This window comes from Pseudomonas sp. MYb60, from assembly GCF_002979555.1.
GTDB lineage: Bacteria > Pseudomonadota > Gammaproteobacteria > Pseudomonadales > Pseudomonadaceae > Aquipseudomonas.
The window spans coordinates 543,621-565,009 of sequence record NZ_PCOZ01000002.1 but is presented as its reverse complement, the minus strand read 5'-3'; the positions used below and the strand labels follow the sequence as shown (position 1 = coordinate 565,009).

At 61.1% G+C, this 21,389-nt stretch carries 21 protein-coding genes; 9 read left to right on the top strand and 12 right to left on the bottom strand.

All coding sequences use genetic code 11. The features are described from left to right. Positions 1-72: 72 nt before the first annotated feature. The 4 genes from gltP to CQ041_RS05440 all read right to left on the bottom strand — a co-directional run bounded on the left by gltP (position 73) and on the right by CQ041_RS05440 (position 3,130). Positions 73-1,404: a glutamate/aspartate:proton symporter GltP gene (gene gltP / locus CQ041_RS05455; protein WP_105521441.1), complete on the bottom strand. Its 1,332-nt coding sequence runs from the start codon at positions 1,402-1,404 to the stop codon at positions 73-75. Between the two features lie 727 nt (positions 1,405-2,131). Beyond that, positions 2,132-2,599 (bottom strand): inhibitor of vertebrate lysozyme family protein, encoded by a 468-nt coding sequence (locus tag CQ041_RS05450; protein ID WP_105521440.1) that lies wholly within the window; start codon positions 2,597-2,599, stop codon positions 2,132-2,134. 2 nt (positions 2,600-2,601) lie between these two features. Continuing rightward, positions 2,602-2,766 carry a DUF1328 domain-containing protein gene (locus CQ041_RS05445; RefSeq protein WP_003170804.1) on the bottom strand — a complete coding sequence of 55 codons (165 nt, stop codon included), beginning with the start codon at positions 2,764-2,766 and terminating at the stop codon, positions 2,602-2,604. A 79-nt stretch (positions 2,767-2,845) separates the two neighbouring features. Further along, the gene (locus CQ041_RS05440) at positions 2,846-3,130 is read right to left on the bottom strand and encodes a hypothetical protein (protein WP_105521479.1); all 285 of its coding nucleotides are present in this window, start codon (positions 3,128-3,130) and stop codon (positions 2,846-2,848) included. A gap of 379 nt (positions 3,131-3,509) precedes the next feature. Between CQ041_RS05440 and algB the strand changes: the two genes are divergently transcribed. Beyond that, complete coding sequence (gene algB / locus CQ041_RS05435) at positions 3,510-4,856, top strand: sigma-54-dependent response regulator transcription factor AlgB (RefSeq protein ID WP_105521439.1); 1,347 nt, start codon at positions 3,510-3,512, stop codon at positions 4,854-4,856. 10 nt (positions 4,857-4,866) lie between these two features. Further along, positions 4,867-6,654 carry a KinB sensor domain-containing domain gene (locus CQ041_RS05430; protein ID WP_105521438.1) on the top strand — a complete coding sequence of 596 codons (1,788 nt, stop codon included), beginning with the start codon at positions 4,867-4,869 and terminating at the stop codon, positions 6,652-6,654. Between the two features lie 63 nt (positions 6,655-6,717). Here the strand turns inward: CQ041_RS05430 and CQ041_RS05425 are convergent, their stop codons facing one another. The 6 genes from CQ041_RS05425 to CQ041_RS05400 all read right to left on the bottom strand — a co-directional run bounded on the left by CQ041_RS05425 (position 6,718) and on the right by CQ041_RS05400 (position 12,215). After that, positions 6,718-7,494, bottom strand: coding sequence for an N-acetylmuramoyl-L-alanine amidase (locus CQ041_RS05425; protein ID WP_105521437.1), 777 nt, complete (start codon positions 7,492-7,494; stop codon positions 6,718-6,720). An 88-nt stretch (positions 7,495-7,582) separates the two neighbouring features. Continuing rightward, the gene (locus CQ041_RS05420; RefSeq protein ID WP_105521436.1) at positions 7,583-9,577 is read right to left on the bottom strand and encodes a GGDEF domain-containing protein; all 1,995 of its coding nucleotides are present in this window, start codon (positions 9,575-9,577) and stop codon (positions 7,583-7,585) included. After that, on the bottom strand, positions 9,574-10,452 hold the full coding sequence (locus CQ041_RS05415; protein ID WP_105521435.1) for an endonuclease/exonuclease/phosphatase family protein: 879 nt from the start codon (positions 10,450-10,452) through the stop codon (positions 9,574-9,576). Before CQ041_RS05415 ends, CQ041_RS05420 begins: the two co-directional genes overlap by 4 nt. A 10-nt stretch (positions 10,453-10,462) precedes the next feature. Then, entirely contained in the window at positions 10,463-11,098 is a 636-nt protein-coding gene (gene dsbA / locus CQ041_RS05410; protein ID WP_105521434.1) for a thiol:disulfide interchange protein DsbA, read from the bottom strand. Positions 11,099-11,267: 169 nt separating this feature from the next. Beyond that, complete coding sequence (locus CQ041_RS05405; protein WP_105521433.1) at positions 11,268-11,879, bottom strand: cytochrome c; 612 nt, start codon at positions 11,877-11,879, stop codon at positions 11,268-11,270. A gap of 33 nt (positions 11,880-11,912) precedes the next feature. Beyond that, positions 11,913-12,215 (bottom strand): cytochrome c5 family protein, encoded by a 303-nt coding sequence (locus CQ041_RS05400; RefSeq protein WP_105521432.1) that lies wholly within the window; start codon positions 12,213-12,215, stop codon positions 11,913-11,915. 192 nt (positions 12,216-12,407) lie between these two features. Here CQ041_RS05400 and yihA point away from each other — a divergent pair, with 192 nt between their 5' ends. Then, on the top strand, positions 12,408-13,049 hold the full coding sequence (yihA, locus tag CQ041_RS05395; protein ID WP_105521431.1) for a ribosome biogenesis GTP-binding protein YihA/YsxC: 642 nt from the start codon (positions 12,408-12,410) through the stop codon (positions 13,047-13,049). Positions 13,050-13,318: 269 nt separating this feature from the next. Here the strand turns inward: yihA and polA are convergent, their stop codons facing one another. Further along, entirely contained in the window at positions 13,319-16,096 is a 2,778-nt protein-coding gene (gene polA / locus CQ041_RS05390) for a DNA polymerase I (protein ID WP_105521430.1), read from the bottom strand. 74 nt (positions 16,097-16,170) lie between these two features. Between polA and CQ041_RS05385 the strand changes: the two genes are divergently transcribed. Then, on the top strand, positions 16,171-16,461 hold the full coding sequence (locus CQ041_RS05385) for a DUF2782 domain-containing protein (RefSeq protein WP_105521429.1): 291 nt from the start codon (positions 16,171-16,173) through the stop codon (positions 16,459-16,461). A gap of 56 nt (positions 16,462-16,517) precedes the next feature. Next, positions 16,518-17,471 carry a homoserine kinase gene (locus CQ041_RS05380; protein WP_105521428.1) on the top strand — a complete coding sequence of 318 codons (954 nt, stop codon included), beginning with the start codon at positions 16,518-16,520 and terminating at the stop codon, positions 17,469-17,471. Positions 17,472-17,533: 62 nt separating this feature from the next. On the opposite strand, the gene CQ041_RS05375 is transcribed toward CQ041_RS05380, so the two are convergent. After that, entirely contained in the window at positions 17,534-18,463 is a 930-nt protein-coding gene (locus CQ041_RS05375; RefSeq protein ID WP_105521427.1) for a zinc ABC transporter substrate-binding protein ZnuA, read from the bottom strand. 57 nt (positions 18,464-18,520) lie between these two features. Here CQ041_RS05375 and zur point away from each other — a divergent pair, with 57 nt between their 5' ends. Genes zur through CQ041_RS05355 form a run of 4 tightly spaced genes read left to right on the top strand, consistent with a single transcriptional unit; the run spans position 18,521 to position 21,326 of the window. Then, positions 18,521-19,003, top strand: coding sequence for a zinc uptake transcriptional repressor Zur (zur, locus tag CQ041_RS05370; protein WP_026136513.1), 483 nt, complete (start codon positions 18,521-18,523; stop codon positions 19,001-19,003). Continuing rightward, positions 19,003-19,788 (top strand): zinc ABC transporter ATP-binding protein ZnuC, encoded by a 786-nt coding sequence (gene znuC, locus CQ041_RS05365; RefSeq protein ID WP_105521426.1) that lies wholly within the window; start codon positions 19,003-19,005, stop codon positions 19,786-19,788. Before zur ends, znuC begins: the two co-directional genes overlap by 1 nt. Next, entirely contained in the window at positions 19,781-20,569 is a 789-nt protein-coding gene (znuB, locus tag CQ041_RS05360; RefSeq protein ID WP_105521425.1) for a zinc ABC transporter permease subunit ZnuB, read from the top strand. The genes znuC and znuB overlap by 8 nt, the downstream gene beginning before the upstream one ends. A gap of 37 nt (positions 20,570-20,606) precedes the next feature. Further along, positions 20,607-21,326 (top strand): PA5502 family lipoprotein, encoded by a 720-nt coding sequence (locus CQ041_RS05355; protein WP_105521424.1) that lies wholly within the window; start codon positions 20,607-20,609, stop codon positions 21,324-21,326. Positions 21,327-21,389 lie beyond the last annotated feature (63 nt).

Here is a 21,389-nt window from a genome sequence, read left to right as displayed (position 1 = left end):
CGAATGATAGCGGGGCTGGCAGAAACGACAAACCCCGGATTTCCCGGGGTTTGTCTTAAAGCGCTGGCGCTATCAGCTGCGGGTCGCCTGAGCGACCGGCGCGGCTTCCTTGCTGCGCCAGTGCGGCAGGGAGTTCCAGTAGCGCTCGCCCTTGGCGTCGTCGTACATGCCTTCCCAACGCGAGATAACCAGCACGGCCAGGGCATTGCCGATCACGTTCAGGGCGGTACGCGCCATGTCCATGATGCGGTCGACACCGGCAATGAACGCCAGGCCTTCCAATGGGATACCCACGCTGCCCAAGGTGGCCAACAGCACCACGAAGGACACACCCGGTACGCCGGCGATGCCTTTGGAGGTGACCATCAGGGTCAGCACCAGCATCAATTGCTGGCCGACCGACAGGTCGATGCCGTACAGCTGGGCAATGAAGATGGCCGCGATGCTCTGGTACAGGGTCGAACCGTCGAGGTTGAAGGAGTAACCGGTCGGCACCACGAAGCTGCAGATCGCCTTCGGCGCGCCGTAGGCTTCCATCTTCTCGATCACACGCGGCAGCACGGTTTCGGAGCTGGCGGTGGAGTAGGCCAGCACCAGCTCATCCTTGAAGATGCGCATCAGCTTGATCACCGAGAAGCCGAACAGGCGAGCAATCAGGCCCAGCACCACGAACGCGAAGAACAGGATGGCGACGTAAACCAGGATCACCAGCTTGGCCAGCGGCAGCAGCGAGGCGAAGCCGAAGTTGGCCACGGTCACCGCGATCAGTGCGAATACGCCGATCGGGGCGTACTTCATGATCATGTGGGTGACTTTGAACATGCTCTCGGACACGCCCTGGAACATGGTCACCAGCGGCTCGCGCAGCTCAGGCTTGAGGCTCGACAGGCCGAGGCCGAACAGCACCGAGAAGAAGATGATCGGCAGCATTTCGCCACGGGCAACGGCGGCGAAGATGTTCGACGGGATCAGGTTGAGGATGGTCTGGATAAACGCATGCTCATGCTGCACTTCGGCGGCAGTGGCGGTGTACTTGGAGATATCGACGGTACCCAGGGTACTCATGTCGATGCCGGCACCCGGGTGGAACAGGTTTGCCAGCAGCAGGCCGACCACGATCGCGACGGTGGTGACGATTTCGAAGTAAAGGATGGTTTTGACGCCGATGCGCCCGAGTTTCTTCGCGTCACCGACACCGGCGATGCCGACGATCAGCGAGGAGATCACAATCGGGATCACGATCATCTTGATCAGGCGGATAAAGATATCGCCCGCTGGCTGCAACACATTGCTGATCCACCAGGCCTTTTCAGCACTGAAATGGTTGAGCACTGCACCGATTGCGATCCCGAGCACCAAACCGATGAGGATCTGCCAGGCGAGGCTTAGCTTTGCCTTCTTCATGTCATTACCCTTACTTCAAGTGAACTTAAGGCAAATGCGCCAGCTGCAACGCTCGAGAGCGAAAAAGTGTGTGCATCTGCCTCCATGGAAGGTCACCGCAGCGTGGCCGAAATGGCTTACTGGCAGGCGAAAAAAGGCGCAACTATTCCGATGCAAGGGAGCGGCGTCTAATGCCGTAAACGCCTACCCTATGCCGAATCGGCATGGCTTTTTTCCATGATAACTGTCCGAACGGTCAGTTCAAATGCGACATATTGCCCGGTGAATATGCCGTGAACCTGCCAAACCCGGCTCGCTCAGGGATTCAGCACGTGTTTGGGGCACAGGCGTAGATGCCTGAGAAATTCAGGGCTTGGTGTCAGAAATGTCTTATGGACGGGGCAAAACTTTATCGATAGATGGTCATCTCGACACACCAGGTAATGGTTGTGACCAGGCAAAATCGAAATTTGCAACTAAGGGCGGTATGAGGGGAGATTTGAGAGGGGTCAGCCCGTCGCAAGTTCAACAAGCCGTGAGCTTGTGAACCTGCGTCGCAGCTTTTCGCCTGACCCGGCCCTTGCGCAGGCACTCCCTGTACCCGTAGGTCACGCCGATCTCGATTGATCAGAGCAACCCGGCCCCTTGGTCATGCACCGCCCTTGGCGAGCGGTACAGACAGAAGCAAGCGAATGGGCTGGCTTCTATGGACGCTGGTCCCGTCTTCGACAGATACGTCAGACGAAACCTAGTACCAATTCGGATCTTTCTTCAGTTGTTCCATCAACAGTTTCTGCATGCCTTCGTCCGGCTTACCGATAAAACGGTAATCGGCGTGCCGTGTCGGCGACTTGTCCGCCGGCAGGCCGGCCGGGACTTCCACCAACATGGCGTAGGCATCTTCCTTATCGAGGCTGAACGCAACGATCAGGCGCTTGTTCAGACAGGTATCGGCAGTTTCGCAGAGCGGCCCCACCAGATACTTGTCGCCATCCTCTTCCACACCATTCATTTGCTCGGCCGCGCCCGACAGGTTGATCACCCAGTCCGGCAGACGCTCTTCACTCTTCACCACGTCTTGCCACGTCTCGCGCAACTGCGGATCCGCGCTGAGCATTTGGTTGGCTCGGGATTGGCCGTCATTGGCGGCCATCGCCAGGCCGCTGCCGCCCAGGATCAGGGCGGCAGCCATGGCTTTAAAGGACAGGGAGGTCATATTCAGCCTCGGCCGCGACGACCAAAGAAGAACGACGCAATGAACATCACCAGGAAGACCACAAACAGGATCTTGGCGATACCCGTGGCGGTGCCCGCGATACCACCGAAGCCCAGGACTGCAGCCACAATGGCGATGATCAGAAATGTGATTGCCCAACTCAACATGGTGATTCTCCTTACGCTTCTATAGAGGTAACAGCGGTAGTGCCGTACGGTCGCTCACAATGAACAACCGCTTTGTTGCCTAGAACACCCAACGCTCTTGCACAGGCAGCTCACCCAGAGTTGAATCCTGGTCGGCTACACGCAACTGCGGGGCGGTTGCATCGGCAGAAACGCTACCGATGGAACTGAAGTGGGTCTGGCCCATGGCCGGACGGTCAAAGTGCAGGGTTTGCTGCTGACTCTGCTGCCATTGCTGCAGCTGCTGGCCCGCAATCAAGGTGATCATCAACGCCAGGCTGGCAAGCAGACCTTGTTGCAGGCGCTGGGGAGATACACACAATGGGCTGAGGCTTTGGCGAGTCATGCTGCTGTTCTCCCGCATTCTGATTATTCGTTGGGAGGGATATTGCAGGGTGCATGCCAGCTTTTTTCAAAAATAAAACTCAATAAAATCAATGAGTTAAAGTTTTTAAAATCACTTGGGGGCCAGCATCCTGCACGATACCCCCCGAGGGGCCGTGCGAAATGCACGATGGCCAGCGGTCGGGCCGATGGATAGAACGCGATAAAGGCATTGCCGAAGTGGCTAGACGGCATGAAAACGCCATCAGGGAGGGTGTTTCGTAGGATGTCATGAAGATACCTGCGCGACGCTTCCTTTTATCGATCAGAATGAACCATGCAACTTGCCCGATTTTTCCGGGACTAATCACCATCATTCATAGTTAAGGAGCGCGGAACAGATGGAATCAGCCAAGGAACTTCAAGGCCGTATTCTTTTAGTGGATGACGAATCCGCGATCCTGCGCACCTTCCGCTACTGCCTGGAAGACGAAGGCTATACCGTGGCCACCGCCAACAGTGCCGCTCAGGCCGATGCGCTGATGCAGCGCCAAGTGTTCGACCTGTGCTTCCTGGACCTGCGGCTGGGCGAAGACAATGGCTTGGACGTTTTGGCGCAGATGCGCATCCAGGCGCCGTGGATGCGCGTGGTTATCGTCACAGCCCATTCGGCGGTCGACACTGCCGTGGATGCCATTCAAGCCGGCGCGGCGGATTACCTCGTGAAGCCCTGCAGCCCCGACCAACTGCGCCTGGCCACCGCCAAGCAGTTGGAGGTCCGCCAGTTGTCGGCGCGCCTTGAAGCACTGGAAGGCGCCGTGCGTCAGCCGAAGGACGGCCTCGACTCCCACAGCCCGGCAATGATGGTGGTGCTGGAAACCGCACGCCAGGTGGCCGGGACCGACGCCAACATCCTCATTCTCGGTGAGTCCGGCACCGGTAAAGGTGAACTCGCCCGCGCCATACACGGCTGGAGCAAGCGCGCGAAGAAATCCTGCGTGACCATCAACTGCCCATCGCTGACGGCCGAGTTGATGGAAAGTGAGTTGTTCGGCCACAGCCGTGGCGCTTTCACCGGCGCCAGCGAAAGCACCCTGGGGCGGGTCAACCAGGCGGATGGCGGCACCCTGTTCCTCGACGAGATCGGCGACTTTCCCCTCACGTTGCAACCCAAGTTACTGCGATTTATCCAGGACAAGGAATACGAGCGCGTCGGCGACCCGGTCACTCGCCGTGCCGATGTTCGCATCCTCGCGGCCACCAACCTGAACCTGGAAGACATGGTGCGCGACGGGCGTTTCCGCGAAGACTTGCTCTACCGCCTCAACGTCATCACCTTGCACCTGCCACCGCTGCGCGAGCGCAGTGAGGATATCCTGACCTTGGCCGATCGCTTCCTGGCGCGCTTCGTCAAGGAATATGCGCGACCGGCGCGGGGCTTCAGCGATGAAGCGCGTGAGGCGCTGCTCAACTACCGCTGGCCGGGCAATATCCGTGAATTGCGCAACGTGGTGGAGCGCGCGAGCATCATCTGCCCGCAGGAAAAAGTCGAAATCAGCCACCTGGGTATGGCCGACCAGCCGACCAGCAACGCGCCGCGCATTGGCGCAGCCCTGAGCCTGGATCAGTTGGAAAAGGCGCATATCGGCGCAGTGCTTGCCACCAGCGATACCCTGGATCAGGCGGCCCGCACCCTCGGCATCGACGCCTCGACCCTGTACCGTAAACGTAAACAGTACAACCTGTGAGCGGTACCTTATGAAGCTTGCGATGAAACTGCGCACTCGGTTGTTCCTGAGTATTTCAGCGCTGATTACCGTCGCCCTGCTGGGATTGATCCTGGGCCTGGTCAGCGTCATGCAAATGGCCAAGACCCAGGAGTCATTGATTCGCAGCAACTTCGTGACCCTGGACCTGGGGCTCAAGCTGCGCCAGAGCCTGGGCGACCAATTGGTCATGATGCTGGAACCACGCCCGGACCCCCAGGCGCTGCAGGCCTCGAAGCAACAGTATCTGGACTTGCTTGAGCAAGGCATTGCCCATGAACGCCACGATAACCAAGGCCACGGATTCGTCCAGGCGCGGGCCGATTACCAGAAGCTGCTGGAAGCGTTTGAGCAATCCCAGCAACCTTCAACCCCGCCAGGCAGCAAGCAAAAGCTCACCGAGAGCTTCAACGTACTGCGTAACGGCCTGATCACCGAGCACAAGCAAGCACTGCAAAACATCAGTAACAGCGAACACACGTCACGCGAGCGCGCGCTGTTGGTCGCGGGATTATTGGGATTGGTGGGGCTGGCCGTGCTGATCATCGGGTTCGTCACCGCCCATGGCATCGCCCGCCGCTTTGGCGGGCCGATTGAAGCGCTGGCCAAGGCGGCGGATAAAATCGGGCAGGGCGACTTTGAAGTCACGCTACCGATCTCGTCAGCAGCGGAAATGAACCAGCTGACCCGCCGTTTCGGCATCATGGCCGAAGCCTTGCGCCAACACCAGGCGACCAATGTGGACGAACTCCTGGCCGGTCAGCAGCGCCTGCAGGCCGTGCTCGACAGCATTGACGATGGCTTGCTGATGATCGACCGCCAGGGCCACCTGGAGCATCTGAACCCCGTTGCCCAGCGCCAGCTTGGCTGGGACGAGGAACGCCTCGGCCAAGGCCTGGGCGAGGCGCTGGCGCGCCCGGAACTGGATGAACAGCTGCAACTGGTCCTGCGCGGCGGCAACCTGGAGCGTGCGCCGGATGATCTTGAAGTGGAAGTGGAAGGCGAGTTGCGCCTGCTCACTTACAGCCTCACGCCCGTCAGCCACACCCAGGGGCATATCCTCGGTGCCGTGATGGTGCTGCACGACGTGACCGAACAGCGCGCATTCGAAAGGGTGCGCAGTGAGTTCGTGTTGCGTGCCTCCCATGAACTGCGCACGCCCGTCACCGGTATGCATATGGCGTTCGGCCTGTTCCGTGAACGGGCGAAGTTCCCCGCTGAATCCCGTGAAGCGGACCTGCTGGATACCGTTAACGAAGAAATGCAACGCTTGATGCAACTGATCAACGACCTGCTCAACTTCTCGCGCTATCAGAACGGCCTGCAGAAACTCACCCTGGGGCCTTGTGACATTAACGACCTGCTTGAACACGCCCACGCGCGGTTTGTAGAGCCGGCCAAGGCACAGAACATTGAACTGGTGGTGGAAGCCCAAACCGACTTGCCCCGGTTGTATGCCGATCAGGCCCAGTTGGAGCGCGTCCTCGACAACCTGCTGGGCAATGCGCTGCGGCACACCGCCGACGGCGGACAGATTCGCCTGCAGGCACGCCGCCATGGTGAGCGGGTCATCATCAGTGTGGAAGACAATGGCGAAGGCATCGCCTATGGCCAGCAAGGGCGAATTTTCGAACCCTTCGTCCAGGTGGGCCGCAAGAAGGGCGGCGCGGGCCTGGGCCTGGCCCTGTGCAAGGAGATCGTGCAACTGCACGGTGGCCGCATGGGCGTCTATTCGCGCCCCGGCCAGGGCACCCAGTTCTACATGGCACTTCCGTTGTAGGCGCCGGCGCTTGTGGCGAAGGGGCTGCGCCCTGTACTCACCACACCAGGCGAACCCAATCCTTCAACGGTGGTTGAGCGCCCGCAAGATCGCTGCACTCTCCGCGTCCGGCGTACCGTCATACCGTGATGGCCGGAAATGCATCTGGAACGCCGCGATCACATGGCGGGTGGCAACATCCAACTCCCCGGTCTGCGGTGTCTGGTAACCCAGACGGGCCAGTTCCTGCTGGAACCAGATGATGCTGGGCAACTCGCCAGCGTACTGCACCTGGAAGCGCGCGACGGCCTGCGCATCCGGCCACACCCCCAACCCTTCAGCCGCCAGGCGCTTCCAGGGGAACAATGGCCCTGGATCCAACTTGCGCAGCGGTGCTATATCGCTGTGGCCAATGATGTTCTTGGGATCGATGCCATTACGCTTGCTGATGTCCTTGAGCAGGATCACCAGCGACTGCACCTGTGCTTCGGAGTACGGATACCAGACTCGCCCGGTCGGCGTGTCCCGATAGCCTGGATTGACGATCTCGATGCCGATGGAGCTGGAGTTGAGCCAGGTGCGGCCCATCCATTCACTTTCGCCGGCGTGCCAGGCCCGCTGGCTTTCGTCCACCAGCTTGTAGATTGTGCCGGAGGCGTCGTCGCCAATCAGGTAATGACTGCTGACCTGCCCGTGGGTGAGCAGGGCCAGTGAGCGCTCGAGGTCGGTGGAGGTGTAGTGAACCACAACGAACTGCACGCGGTTGTCGTGGTTCACCGAAGGGTGGCTGGTGTCAAGCCGAGGGCCGCTGGCGCAGCCCGCGAGCAGGAGAAACACAAAGGCGAAGGACAGGAATTTCATGGCGGATAACGTTACGCTGAAGACGGTAATGCAACAGTGTAACGTACCGCTCAGGGCCCGGCGGTCAAATCACAAAATGGAACATTTTTTACGCCGCCTGTACCTGGTTGCGACCGGCCGCCTTGGCCCGATACAACGCCGCATCGGCGCGCTTGAGCACCAGGTCGCTGCGCTCGCCCGGTTGGAACTGCGCCACTCCCATGGACACCGTGATGGTCACCGGCTCGCCCTTGAAGTGGAACGGGCACGCCTCGACGGCAGCGCGCAGTGCATTGCCGACCGCCAGGGCATCGGCCAGCGAAGAGTCGGGCATCAGCAGCACAAACTCTTCACCGCCGAACCGCGCGATAAAATCGCTCGGGCGCAACCGCTTGCGCAGCACGCTGGCAATGATCTTCAACACTTTGTCACCGGCCAGGTGGCCGTAGCCATCGTTGATGCGCTTGAAGTGGTCCAGGTCGAGCATGGCCAGCGACAGGTTGTTGCCGTGCTGCTGCCAGGCGTTGACCTCATGGTCCAGACGCTCACTCCAGGCTGCACGGTTGGGCAGGCCGGTGAGCGGATCGATCAGGGCTTTCTGGCGCTGCACCTCAAGGTGTTCACGGTAACCCTGGGCTTCCTGCTCCATGCTGGCGACACGCTCGGCCAGACCTTTGAGACGCGCCGCCACTTCCTGCTCACGCTGGTCGCGTTGCTGTTGGTGCTCATCCATCGTGCCCAGCAAGCCTTCAAGGTGGCTTTCCAGAACGTGCTTGAGGCTGCTGAGATCAGCCGCTTCCTGGACGCTGCTTTGCAGGCCGTCCACTTGCTTACGAATCTGCGTATCCAGTTCACGGGCAGCCGACCGGCTGTCGGCATGGCCGTCGCTGGCCACTTGCAGGTGCCCCTGAAAAGCTTCGAGACGTTCGTTGAGTTGCTTGAGATAGGCCTCGAACTCATGCTGGCCGCTGTCGGTAATCGCCAGCATCAGCACCGCCAGGTCATCGAGAATCGGCAGTAGCTCGTACCAGTTCAACCCGTGCGCCAGGCGTTCGCGCATGGCTTCGGCCTGAGGACGGTGATGTTCGGGCAGGGACAGCTCGTCCAGCAGGCCGAGCAGGGTGTCTTCGATATGCTTGGCGACGGAACTGTAGGACGGCTCTGGCGAGTCCGGCAGGGAAAAAGGGCTGTCCGGTTGCAGCTCGTCGGGGTCGGGCTCTTCGGTTTCCAATACGGGGGGCAGGGACAGGCTGCCAATCGCCGTTTCATCCGGGGTTTGAACCGGCGCCTCTGGCATCTCGATAAACGCGGCCAGGGCGCTTTCAGACGCGCTCTCGGACTCTTCTGGCTCGGACGCGCCGGGCTCGATGCGTGCCGCAGGTGCTTCAGGCAACGGCGCGGGAACCATCCCCTCGCGAACGACGGCTTCAGCGGTGTCGACCTCGGCCGCCTTCACCGGTGCCGGCGGCTCAGCCGATGGCAAAGGCGCCTGGGGCTCGGCCGCAGGTGGAGCACTGACAGGCTGAAGTGCCGGGACGGGTGCAGGCTCACTGGTTGTCGCCTCGGTTGCACCGTCCTTCGTTCCAAACAGACGCTGCAGCAAGCCCGGCCCAGGGCGCGAGGCTTCGGCGTCCGGGTCCAGATTACTCAGTGCCTGCCCTTGCAGGCCACTCAGCTCACTGAGCAGCAGCGGGATTTCACGTGCCTGGCTGACCCGTCCATCCAATTGCTTGGCAAAGGTTTTCAGCGGGCGGGCCACCTCACGGGGCAGCGGCAGTTTTTGCAACTGCGCGACCAGTGAGGTCAGCGCGGTGCCGATCTGGTCCACTCGGGTTTCGCGGCGCTGCTCGGAGTCGAGCACGGCTTTTTCCAGGCGCGGCAACAGGGCGGCGAGGGCGGCGTCCATGTCGTCGGTGCGGACCACGTCGCGCATTTCCTTCATGCACTGGTCCACTGCGCGGTCAGTGCCTTCGGCGGCCAGGGTGCTGCGCACCAGCCCTCGACGCAGCAGGTCGAGGCGGGCGGCCCAGCGACGCTCCAGCTTTTCCTGCTGCTCGATGCTCTTCAGGTATTTTTCTTTCCAACGCTCGGCGTCGTCGCTCATGCAAGGGGTCCGCTGGTGCCTGGGCTCAACGCGGGGAATGCATCAGCCGTGAGCGAACCCGGTAGACGAATCTCTACCGCGACCGGCAGGTGATCGGAGATGGGCTGCGCCAGCACCTGCACACTCTCGAGCGTGAGGGTAGGGCTGAGCAGGATATGGTCAAGACAGCGCTGCGGACGCCAGCTGGGGAACGTGGCTTCGACTTGCGGCGCCAATAGCCCCAGGTCCCGCAGCGGAGAATTTAGTAGCAAGTCGTTGGCATGGGTGTTCATGTCACCCATCAGCACTTGGTGCTTGTAGTTGCCAATCAGCTCGCGGATATAGGCCAGCTGCAGGGTGCGGGTACGGGCACCCAGCGCCAGGTGCATCATCACCACCACCAGCGCCTCTGGACCCTCGCCAAAACGCACGAGTATCGCGCCACGGCCCTTGGGGCCCGGCAGCGGGTGATCTTCGATGGCGGAAGGTTTCAAGCGGCTGAGCACGCCATTGCTGTGCTGCGCCAGGCGCCCGAGGTTGCGATTGAGTTGCTGGTACCAGTAGGGAAATGCGCCAAGCTGGGCCAGGTGTTCCACCTGGTTGATATAGCCGGAGCGCAAGCTGCCGCCGTCGGCTTCCTGCAAGGCAACCAGGTCGAAATCACTCAACAGGCTGCCGATCTTCTGCAGGTTGCCGGCACGCCCGTTGTGGGGCAGCAGGTGCTGCCAGCCACGGGTGAGGTAGTGCCGGTATTTCTCGGTGCTGATCCCCACCTGGATATTGAAGCTGAGCAGGCGCAGCCGGCTGTCTGCCGGCAAACCCGTGGATTCCAGGTGATGCTCGTTGACCTGCGGGTCATGCAGGCCAACGACACGTTCAGTACCCCAGCGACGCATGACGGGCCCCTTACTTGGCTGCGCGTTCTTTGGCGATCAACTGGTCGGCGACATTGAGAACCGCCTCAGGACCACCGGCGGTACCCAGGTCAAAGCGGTACTTGCCGTTGACGATGAGGGTCGGTACGCCTTGCACGCCATACTTCTGCGCCAGTTCGCGGGCTTGTTTGATCTGGCCCTGGATAGCGAAGGAGTTGAAGGTAGCCAGGAACTTGTCCTTGTCGACGCCCTGGGTAGCCACGAAGTCAGCCATTTCGTCCGGTTTGGTCAGACGCTTGCCTTGTTTCTGGATCGCATCGAATACCGCGTTGTGCACCTTGTGCTCCACGCCCATGGCTTCAAGGGTCAGGAACAGTTGGCCGTGGGCATCCCATGGGCCGCCGAACATGGCGGGAATGCGCTTGAAGTTCACGTCCTTGGGCAACTTTTCAACCCATGGGTTGATGGTCGGCTCAAAAGCGTAGCAATGCGGGCAGCCGTACCAGAACAGCTCCACTACTTCGATCTTGCCAGGCTCGGAAACCGGAACAGGGTTGGCCAATTCAACATAGGTCTTACCGGCTTCAAGCGGCACGTCGGCAGCTTGTGCGGTCATGCCGAACAGGCTGGCCGTGACGAGAGCGGCGCTGAGGATCAGATTACGCATGCTTTACTCCTGGACAAATAAAGTCGCCTCACGCGACCTTTGTTGTGACAGGCCTGCGCGGGCATGAGTTCGTTAGTGTAACGGCACCGGCCACAAAAAAGGGCGGCCTGGGCCACCCTTTTTATGCTTGCATCGCGGGATTAATCGAGTGTTAACGCAAGGCCCCGAATCAGTGCAGGCCTTGAATGTAACTGGACACCGCGGCGATGTCCTCGTCACTGAGCTTGCGCGCAATCGTGCGCATGATCATCGCGTCGCCATCATTGGCGCGACCCGCTTCTTCCTTGCGGAAATCGGTCAGTTGCTTGGCGATGTATTGCGCGTGCTGGCCGCTCAGGTGCGGGAAGCCTGCGGCGGCAATGCCAGCGCCGTTTGGCGAGTGGCAGCCCGTGCAGGCCGGCAGGCCCTTGTCCAGGTCACCGCCGCGGAACAGCTTCTCGCCCCGGGCTACCAGCTTCGGATCGGCAGCTCCCACACTGCCTTTCTGGCTGGCGTAATAGGCCGCGATGTCCGCCAGGTCCTGATCGCTGAGGTTGGTCAGCAAGCCGGTCATTTCCAGCACCGTGCGCTTGCCGTCCTTGATGTCGTGCAGCTGCTTGGTCAGGTAACGTTCACCCTGGCCGGCCAGCTTGGGGAAGTTCGGCGCCGGGCTGTTGCCATCCGGTCCGTGGCAAGCACCACATACGGCGGCTTTCGCCTGGCCCGCTGTAGCGTCGCCTGCAGCATGGGCAACACCGGTGATGCCCAGGGTCAACAGCAGACTCACGATCAGTTTGTTCATCAGCTAATCCAACTACGGCTAAGGGTTTAAGAGTTATCTACCGGGTTTACTCACCATCAATTGAATGACGGCCTGGTAATCCTCAGTACTGCAGTCCATGCACAAACCACGCGGCGGCATTGCCTTGAAACCCTGGGTCACGTGTTGGACCAGCGTGTCCATGCCCTGCGCCAGTCTTGGCGCCCAGGCCGCCTGATCACCCCGCTTGGGGGCACCTGGCAGCTGGCCGGCATGGCAAGCCACGCAAACTCGGTTGTACACCGCTTCCGGATCCTGTGTAGCCTGAGCGCCGTAAAGCGGAATCAGGAGACCGATCGCGAGCAACCACTTGGTCATACGTCGACCAATTCAGGGTTTGAGAGCGTTTTGCGTTCTAATGCGCAATAAAGGTCTTTCGCTCCCGTGAACCTCATCCTTCGCTGGGACAAAGCACACACAAAATCTGCGGCATTATATACTGGCGCTACTGAAACGGAAACGACACCGCTTGCCGCACCTTTTCTCGGCACCGCCCACATCGGAAATCTCATGCAACTCAAGAATCCCATCCTCGGCCTGTGCCAACAGTCCACGTTCATGCTCAGCGCCGCCAAAGTTGACCAATGCCCCGATGACGAAGGTTTTGAAGTCGCCTTTGCCGGTCGTTCCAACGCTGGTAAATCCAGCGCGCTGAACACCCTGACCCACGCCAGCCTGGCGCGCACCTCGAAAACCCCGGGCCGCACGCAACTCCTCAATTTCTTCAAGCTAGACGATGATCGGCGTCTGGTCGACCTGCCGGGCTACGGTTACGCAAAAGTCCCTATCCCATTGAAGCTTCACTGGCAGCGTCACCTCGAGGCTTACCTGGGTGGCCGCGAGAGTTTGAAGGGCTTGATCCTGATGATGGACATCCGTCATCCAATGACCGACTTCGACCTGCTGATGCTCGATTGGGCAGTCGCCAGCGGCATGCCGATGCACATCCTGCTGACCAAGGCTGACAAGCTGACCTACGGCGCCGCCAAGAACACCCTGCTCAAGGTGCAGTCGGAAATCCGCAAGGGCTGGGGTGACGCAATCACTATCCAGCTGTTCTCGGCGCCAAAACGCCTGGGCCTTGAAGAGGCCTACACGGTACTGGCCGACTGGATGGAACTGGCAGACAAGGGCGCGGAACTCGCCGAGTAACTTTTCTGCAGGCAAAAAAAACCCCGGACTTCGTATGGGGAGGGGAAGTTCGGGGTTCAAGTACTGGACCGCTAGGGCGGGGTCCAGATATCTGCCAACACTTAACACAACATAGGAGCATTGAAGGGCTTCACCACCCATTCAGTAACTCTGAGTAGCAGTTCACGGGTTAAGTTCCGGCAGGTTGGAAAAACTATTTGAAATAACCGACGGCGATTTCCGCACTAAAGCACTCTGCCACCACGCAAGGTGATGGCAGAGCCCCGGACTCAGTGCGCTTCGTCCCAGTTATTCCCCACGCCCACTTCCACCAGCAGCGGCACATCCAGCGCCGCAGCAGCGCTCATGTGCTCGCGAATCTTCTCGCTGACTTCGGCCACCAGGTCCTCGCGCACCTCGAGCACCAGTTCATCGTGCACCTGCAGGATCACCTTGGCATCCAGGCCCGAGTCGGTCAGCCAATTGTCCACCCGCACCATGGCTTTCTTGATGATGTCCGCAGCAGTGCCCTGCATCGGCGCATTGATCGCCGTACGTTCTGCGGCGGCGCGCTCCTGAGGCTTATTGGAATTGATGTCCGGCAAGTACAAGCGGCGGCCGAAGAAGGTCTCGACGTAACCCTGATCTGCCGCCTGGGCGCGCGTGCGCTCCATGTATTCGCGCACGCCGGGGTAGCGGGCGAAATACACGTCGATATACGCCTTGGCCGTCTTGGTATCGACGCCGATGTCTTTGCCCAGCTTCTGGGCGCCCATGCCGTAGATGAGGCCGAAGTTGATCGCCTTGGCGCTGCGGCGCTGGTCGGACGAGACCTCGCCCAACTCAACCTTGAACACTTCGGCCGCCGTGGCCGTGTGCACATCCAGGTTGTCGCGGAAGGCGTTCATCAGCCCTTCGTCCTTGGACAGGTGCGCCATGATCCGCAGCTCGATCTGCGAATAGTCCGCCGCCAGCAGCTTGTAGCCCTTTGGCGCGACAAATGCCTGGCGAATCCGTCGGCCTTCCGCCGTGCGCACCGGAATGTTCTGCAGGTTCGGGTCACTGGAAGACAGACGCCCGGTCGCGGCCACGGCCTGGTGATAAGACGTGTGGATCCGCCCGGTACGCGGGTTGATCTGCTCTGGCAGGCGGTCGGTGTAGGTGCTTTTCAGCTTGCTCATGCTGCGGTACTGCATCAGCACCTTGGGCAACGGATAATCATCTTCGGCCAGCTTGGCCAGCACTTCTTCAGCCGTGGAGGCCTGGCCTTTGCCGGTCTTTTTCAAAACGGGCAAGCCCAGTTTTTCATACAGGATTGCGCCGAGCTGCTTGGGCGAGCCCAGGTTGAATGCCTCACCGGCGATCTCGAACGCCTGGCGCTCCAGCTCGACCATCTTGTTGCCCAGCTCGATGCTCTGGATGCCCAGCAATTCCTTGTCGACCAACGCGCCCTGGCGCTCGATACGGGCCAACACCGGCACCAGCGGGATTTCGATATCCGTGAGCACGCTCGCCAGACTTGGGATGGCAGACAGTTGTGCAAACAGCGCCTGGTGCAGACACAAGGTGATATCGGCGTCTTCCGCGGCGTAAGGGCCAGCCTGCTCCAAAGCGATCTGGTCGAACGTCAGCTGCTTGGCACCCTTGCCGGCGATGTCCTGGAAGGCGACGGTGTCGTAGTCCAGGTACTTCTTGGCCAGGCTGTCCATGTCATGGCGGGTGGCCGTGGAATTGAGCACGTAGGATTCGAGCATGGTGTCGAAGGCAATACCGCGCACGGTAATTCCATTCGCCGCGTCGCCACCGATGGCACAGTTGGCCAGGATGTTCATGTCGAACTTGGCATGCTGGCCGACCTTCAGCTTGGCCGGGTCTTCCAGCAACGGTTTCAGTGCCAGCAGCACCGTGTCGCGGTCCAGCTGTTGCGGCGCGTCGATGTAGGAGTGGGTCAGCGGAATGTAGGCCGCCTCGTGGGGCTGCACGGCAAAGGAGATGCCAACCAATTGCGCCTGTTGGGCGTCGATACCCGTGGTTTCGGTGTCAAACGCGAACAGCTTCGCGTCGTTGAGCTTTTTCAGCCAGGTATCAAACGTGGCCTGGTCCAGTACCGTGGTGTAGGACGCTTCCACAGGCTCGACGGCTTCGACAACGGCTTCAACCGCCGGCGCTGCCTTGAGCTCGACGCGTTTGACGTCGCGCTGGATCTCGTCGATCCAGCTCTTGAACTCCAGCAGCGCGTACAACTCCATCAGTTTTTCGCGATCCGGCTCGGCCAGATGCAGATCATCCAGGCCTACGTCCAGCGGCACATCGACCTTGATCGTCGCCAATTGGTAGGAAAGGAACGCCATTTCACGGTGTTCTTCCAACTTGGCCGGCAGGGTTTTCGCCCCACGGATCGGCAAGGTCGGCACGATGTCGAGTTGCTCGTAAAGCTCCTTGAGGCCGCCGTTCACGCCCACCAGCAAGCCGGAAGCCGTCTTGGGACCGATGCCCGGAACGCCCGGAATGTTGTCGGACGAATCGCCCATCAACGCCAGATAGTCGATGATCTGCTCCGGAGCGACGCCAAATTTCTCCTTTACGCCTTCGATGTCCATCGAGCTACCGGTCATGGTGTTGACCAAGGTAATGTGCCCGTCCACCAGCTGCGCCATGTCTTTATCGCCGGTAGAAATCACCACCGGCCGGTCGGCGGCCGCACTGCTGCGGGCCAGGGTGCCGATCACGTCATCGGCCTCGACGCCTTCGACGCACAGCAACGGGAAGCCCAGGGCCATGACGCTCTGGTGCAGCGGCTCGATCTGCACGCGCATGTCATCGGGCATGCTCGGACGATTGGCCTTGTATTCGGCGTACATGTCATCGCGAAAGGTCCCACCCTTAGCGTCGAACACGACCGCGAACGGGCTGTCCGGGTACTGCCTGCGCAGGCTCTTGAGCATGTTCAACACGCCCTTGACCGCACCGGTCGGCAGGCCTTTGGAGGTGGTCAGCGGTGGCAGCGCGTGGAAGGCGCGGTACAGATATGAAGAACCGTCCACCAGGACGAGGGGGGCTTGGCTCATGAGCAGGATCAACCTTTTCGGCGGGTCAGGCGCTAGAATAGCCGGACCAATGACGACAAAGGGACAAGGTTATCATGCGTACATTCAATCGCCTGCTGTTCACTGGCTTGATTGCACTCGCTCCGATGGCTGCCATGGCGGCAGACACCGCCCCTTCGGGCGATCCGGAAGTTACCATTCGCACGGAAGGCGACAAGACTATCCAGGAGTACCGCCAAAACGGGTTCCTGTATGCAATCAAGGTCACCCCGAAAGGCGCGCCACCGTACTTTCTGGTGCGGGCGGACGGCACTGATGCAAACTTCATCCGCTCTGACCAGCCGGATATGCTGATCCCGTCATGGAAGATTTTCGAATGGAAATGATTTCTTAACTTCAATTGGCGCCGTGCACTGCGGCGCCCGTACTGGCAGTTTTAACCATGTCTGTGTTTACTCCCCTGGCTCGGCCCGAGCTGGAAACCTTTCTCGCCCCTTACGGGCTCGGCCGCCTGTTGGATTTCCAGGGAATTGCCGCCGGTAGCGAAAACACCAACTTCTTCATCAGCCTGGAACACGGCGAATTCGTCCTGACCCTGGTTGAACGCGGCCCCGTCGCCGAAATGCCGTTCTTCATCGAACTGCTCGACGTCCTCCACGATGCCGACCTGCCCGTACCCTACGCGCTGCGCACCACCGACGGCGTCGCCCTGCGCGAACTGAAAGGCAAGCCGGCGCTGCTGCAACCGCGCCTGGCCGGCAAGCACATCAAGGACGCCAACGCCCAGCACTGCGCCCAGGTCGGCGAGCTGCTCGGCCATCTGCACCAGGCGACCCAGGGCGAGAAGGTACTGGAGCGCAAGACCGATCGCGGCCTCGATTGGATGCTCAGCGAAGGCACACAGCTGATTTCGCACCTGCAAGCGGCGCCAAAGCGCTTGCTGCAGGAGGCCCTGGATGAAATCGCGGCGCACCAGGCACAGATCCTGGCTCTGCCACGCGCGAACCTTCATGGCGACCTGTTTCGCGACAACGCCATGTTCGAAGGCACTCACCTGACAGGCCTGATCGACTTCTACAACGCCTGCTCCGGCCCGATGCTGTACGACGTGGCCATCGCCCTGAATGACTGGTGTTCGGACGCCGACGGCGTCATCGACGGGCCCCGCGCCCGCGCACTGCTGGGCGCCTACGCCGGCCTGCGGCCGTTCACGGCCAAGGAAGCCGAATTGTGGCCGACGATGTTACGGGTGGCGTGCGTGCGGTTCTGGCTGTCGCGTTTGATCGCCGCCGAGTCGTTTGCCGGCCAGGATGTGCTGATCCACGACCCGGCGGAGTTTGAGCATCGACTGGCACAACGTCAGCAGGTCACGATCCAACTGCCGTTCGCCCTCTAAAGCCCAACCCGGTCATTGTGGGAGCTGGCAAGCCTGCTCCCACATTCGATCGGCGCCGCCTGTTACAACGAGTTCAGGCACCCGGCCAGGTCGTTACCAAGCTTCTCCAACACCTGCTCATAACCTTGAGCGGTCGCCGGGGTATAACCGCCCAACGCATCCAATTCCGCCAGCTTTACCGGCAAGCCTGCCACCAGGGTTTCAGCCAACCGCGGACGCAGCGGCGGCTCGCTGAATACGCATGTCTTGCCCACTTCCTGCAATCGTGTACGCATCGCTGCCACATGCTGAGCGCCAGGCTGCACTTCGGCGGCCACGCTGAATACCCCGGCGTGCTTGAGCCCGTAGGCTTCTTCGAAATAATCGAACGCTTCGTGGAACACGAAGTAGGGCTTATCGCCAATGGTCGCCAGGCGCGCTTTCAAGCGCGCATCCAATGCATCCAGCCGCTCGGTAAAGGCCTTCACATTGCTCTGATAACGTGCGGCATTAGCCGGGTCGGCGGCGCTGAGGTCAGACGCCATACGCGCGGCGATCACCCGGGCGTTAACCGTCGACAACCACAAATGTGCATCCAGGCTGCCTGGGCGGTGATCGTGATCGTGATCGTCGGCTTCATCGGCGTGGGAGTGGCTATCTTCGGCGAAACGGCGCAGCTTCATGCCGGGCAGATCCTGCACGGCGACCGTCGGGGCTGTACGACCTTTCAGCACGCGCGGCAGGAAAGTCTCCATATCTGGACCGATCCAATACAACAGGTCCACCGACTGCACGCGCCGTACGTCGGATGGGCGCAGCGCATAGTTATGCGGCGACGCGCCCGGCGGCAACAACACCTCCGGAACGGCCACGCCGTCCTGCACGGCAGCGGCAATCAACTGCAACGGCTTGATGCTGGTCAGCACCTTCACGTCGGCCTGAGCGATGCCGGTCATGAACAAACTGGCGACAAATACGACAAAAACGGGAAAAAGTCTGGGCACGATGACCACTCAATGGCGTAGGAACGGGTAACATAATAACGTCTCTATCAAATATCGTCGCCGCTCATGCCTAAAACACCGCTTGCCAGCCGTCCCCACGACCACTCTCACTGCGTGCACACCGCGCTGTCGGAGGCCGACACCCTCTGCGCGCAGAAAGGGTTGCGCCTGACCGCCCTGCGTCGCCGCGTGCTGGAGTTGGTGTGGCAGAGCCACAAGCCGCTGGGCGCCTACGACATCCTCGGCGTGCTCAGTGAGCAGGATGGCCGTCGCGCCGCACCGCCGACCGTGTACCGCGCGCTGGATTTCCTGCTGGAAAACGGCCTGGTACACCGCATCGCCTCGCTCAACGCCTTTGTCGGCTGCAACCACCCGGAACATGCGCACCAAGGCCAGTTCCTGATCTGCCGCGAATGCCACGCCGCCATCGAGCTTGAACAAAAAAGCATCAGCGACGCCATTATCAAGAGTTCTGCCGACGTCGGTTTCCGGGTCGAAGGGCAAACGGTCGAAGTGGTCGGCCTGTGCTCGGGTTGCCAGGGGGCTTGATGAGCAATGCGTTGATTCGCCTGGAGCAAGTGGGCGTCACGTTCGCCGGGCAAGCGGTGCTGGATAACATCGCACTGAGCGTCGAACCGGGGCAGATCGTTACCCTGATCGGCCCCAACGGCGCCGGCAAGACCACCCTGGTACGCGCCGTGCTCGGCCTGCTCAAGCCCGACAGCGGCAGCGTGTGGCGCAAGCCCAGGCTGCGCGTCGGCTACATGCCGCAGAAGCTGCACGTCGACCCGACCCTGCCCTTGTCCGTGCTGCGTTTTTTGCGCCTGGTCCCCGGTGTCGACCGCGACCGCGCCCAGGCCGCACTCAGGGAAGTGGGCGCCGAACAGGTGATCGACAGCCCCGTGCAAAGCATCTCCGGCGGTGAAATGCAGCGCGTGCTGCTGGCCCGCGCCCTGTTGCGCGAGCCGGAACTGCTGGTGCTGGATGAGCCGGTGCAAGGCGTGGACGTCGCCGGCCAGGCCGAGCTGTACAGCCTGATCACGCGCCTGCGCGACCGTCATGGCTGCGGCGTGCTGATGGTCTCCCACGACCTGCACCTGGTGATGAGCACGACCGACCAGGTGGTGTGCCTCAACCGCCACGTATGCTGCTCCGGCCACCCGGAACAGGTCAGCGGCGACCCGGCCTTCGTCGAGCTGTTCGGCAAGAACGCCCAGAGCCTGGCGATCTACCACCACCATCACGACCACGCCCATGACCTGCATGGCGAAGTCGTCGATGACCCCACCGCACCCCATACCCACGTTCATGGAGATAGCTGCAAGCATGGCTGATTTTCTGCTCTACGCCCTGCTGGCAGGCCTGGCCTTGGCGTTGGTGGCGGGCCCATTGGGCTCGTTTGTGGTCTGGCGACGCATGGCCTATTTTGGCGACACCTTGTCCCACGCGGCGCTCTTGGGGGTGGCCATGGGCTTCCTGCTGGATGTCAGCCCGACCATCGCCGTGACCGTGGGCTGCCTGTTGCTGGCCGTGCTGCTGGTGACCCTGCAACAGCGCCAGCCGCTGGCGTCGGACACCCTGCTGGGCATCCTCGCGCCGAGTACCCTGTCCCTGGGCCTGGTGGTGCTGAGCTTCATGCACGAAGTGCGCATCGACCTGATGGCGTACCTGTTTGGCGACCTGCTGGCGATCAGCCCAACCGACCTTGCGTGGATTCTCGGCGGCAGCGCCATTGTGCTGGTGTTGCTGATTGCCCTGTGGCGCCCGCTGCTGGCGATCACCGTGCACGAGGAACTGGCCACCGTCGAAGGCCTGCCGGTGCCGACGCTGCGCATGGCCTTGATGCTGTTGATCGCCGTGGTGATTGCTGTCGCGATGAAGATAGTCGGCGTATTGTTGATCACGTCGCTGCTGATCATTCCCGCCGCAGCCGCCCAGCGCCATGCCCGCTCACCGGAGCAGATGGCGATCGGCGCCAGCCTGCTGGGGATGCTTGCAGTGTGCGGAGGGCTGTCGCTGTCCTGGTTCAAGGACACCCCGGCCGGGCCATCGATTGTGGTCACGGCCGCCGCCCTGTTTCTGCTGAGTTTTGTCCTGCCCCGTCGAGGGGTGTAGACTTGCTCGCTTTTTGCGCAAATAGAGAGTCGCAGGAATGAAGCCGTTCACCTCCCGTTATCTGCTCCTTGCCGCATTTTCCCTGCTGCTGGGCGCCTGTCAAAGCACACCGCCCGCGGCCCCAGAGGTCCCGGATGCGCGTGCTGCTGCCATCGCACAGCTGGAGCAAAACCTCGCTAGCAGCGAGTTGGCTACCGCCGAAGACCAGTTGGCCGCCTTGCAGGCCCAGTCGCCCAACGACCCGGCGCTCGAGGCCCACCAGCGCCAATTGGCCGAAGCCTACTTGCAGCGCAGCCAGATCGTGCTGCAAAAAGGTGATGTCAACGCTGCAGCCACCGCCCTGAGCCGTGCCCGCGCCTTGATGCCCAAGGCCCCGGCGCTCACCGGTGGCGTCAACAGCGCCATCAGCCACGCCCGCAAGGCCGAGCTGGATCAAGCCGAGGCCGCCCTCAAGGCCGCGGAATCCAAGCCCGCCGCAAAGGTCATCGACCCGGCGGCGCCCAGCACCACGGTCGCGCTGAACCTCACCGATATCGAAGCGCTGCGTCATCAGTTGGATGCGATTGCGACCGACGTGGTGAATTACCAGTGTGACGTGAGTATCCAGGCACCGCGCACCGAGGATTACCCGTGGCTGGCCACATTGCTGACCAAACGGGTGAAACGAATTGATTCGGCCTATGAGCTGAAGATTCACCGGCAGATCTTGAAGAAGATTCCGGCGCAGGTTGTTTTGATTCCGCGTAAGGCTGAGTAAAACCATCGGGGGCAAGCCCCCTCCCACATTCTGATCTGTGAATACATTCAACGTGTGGGAGGG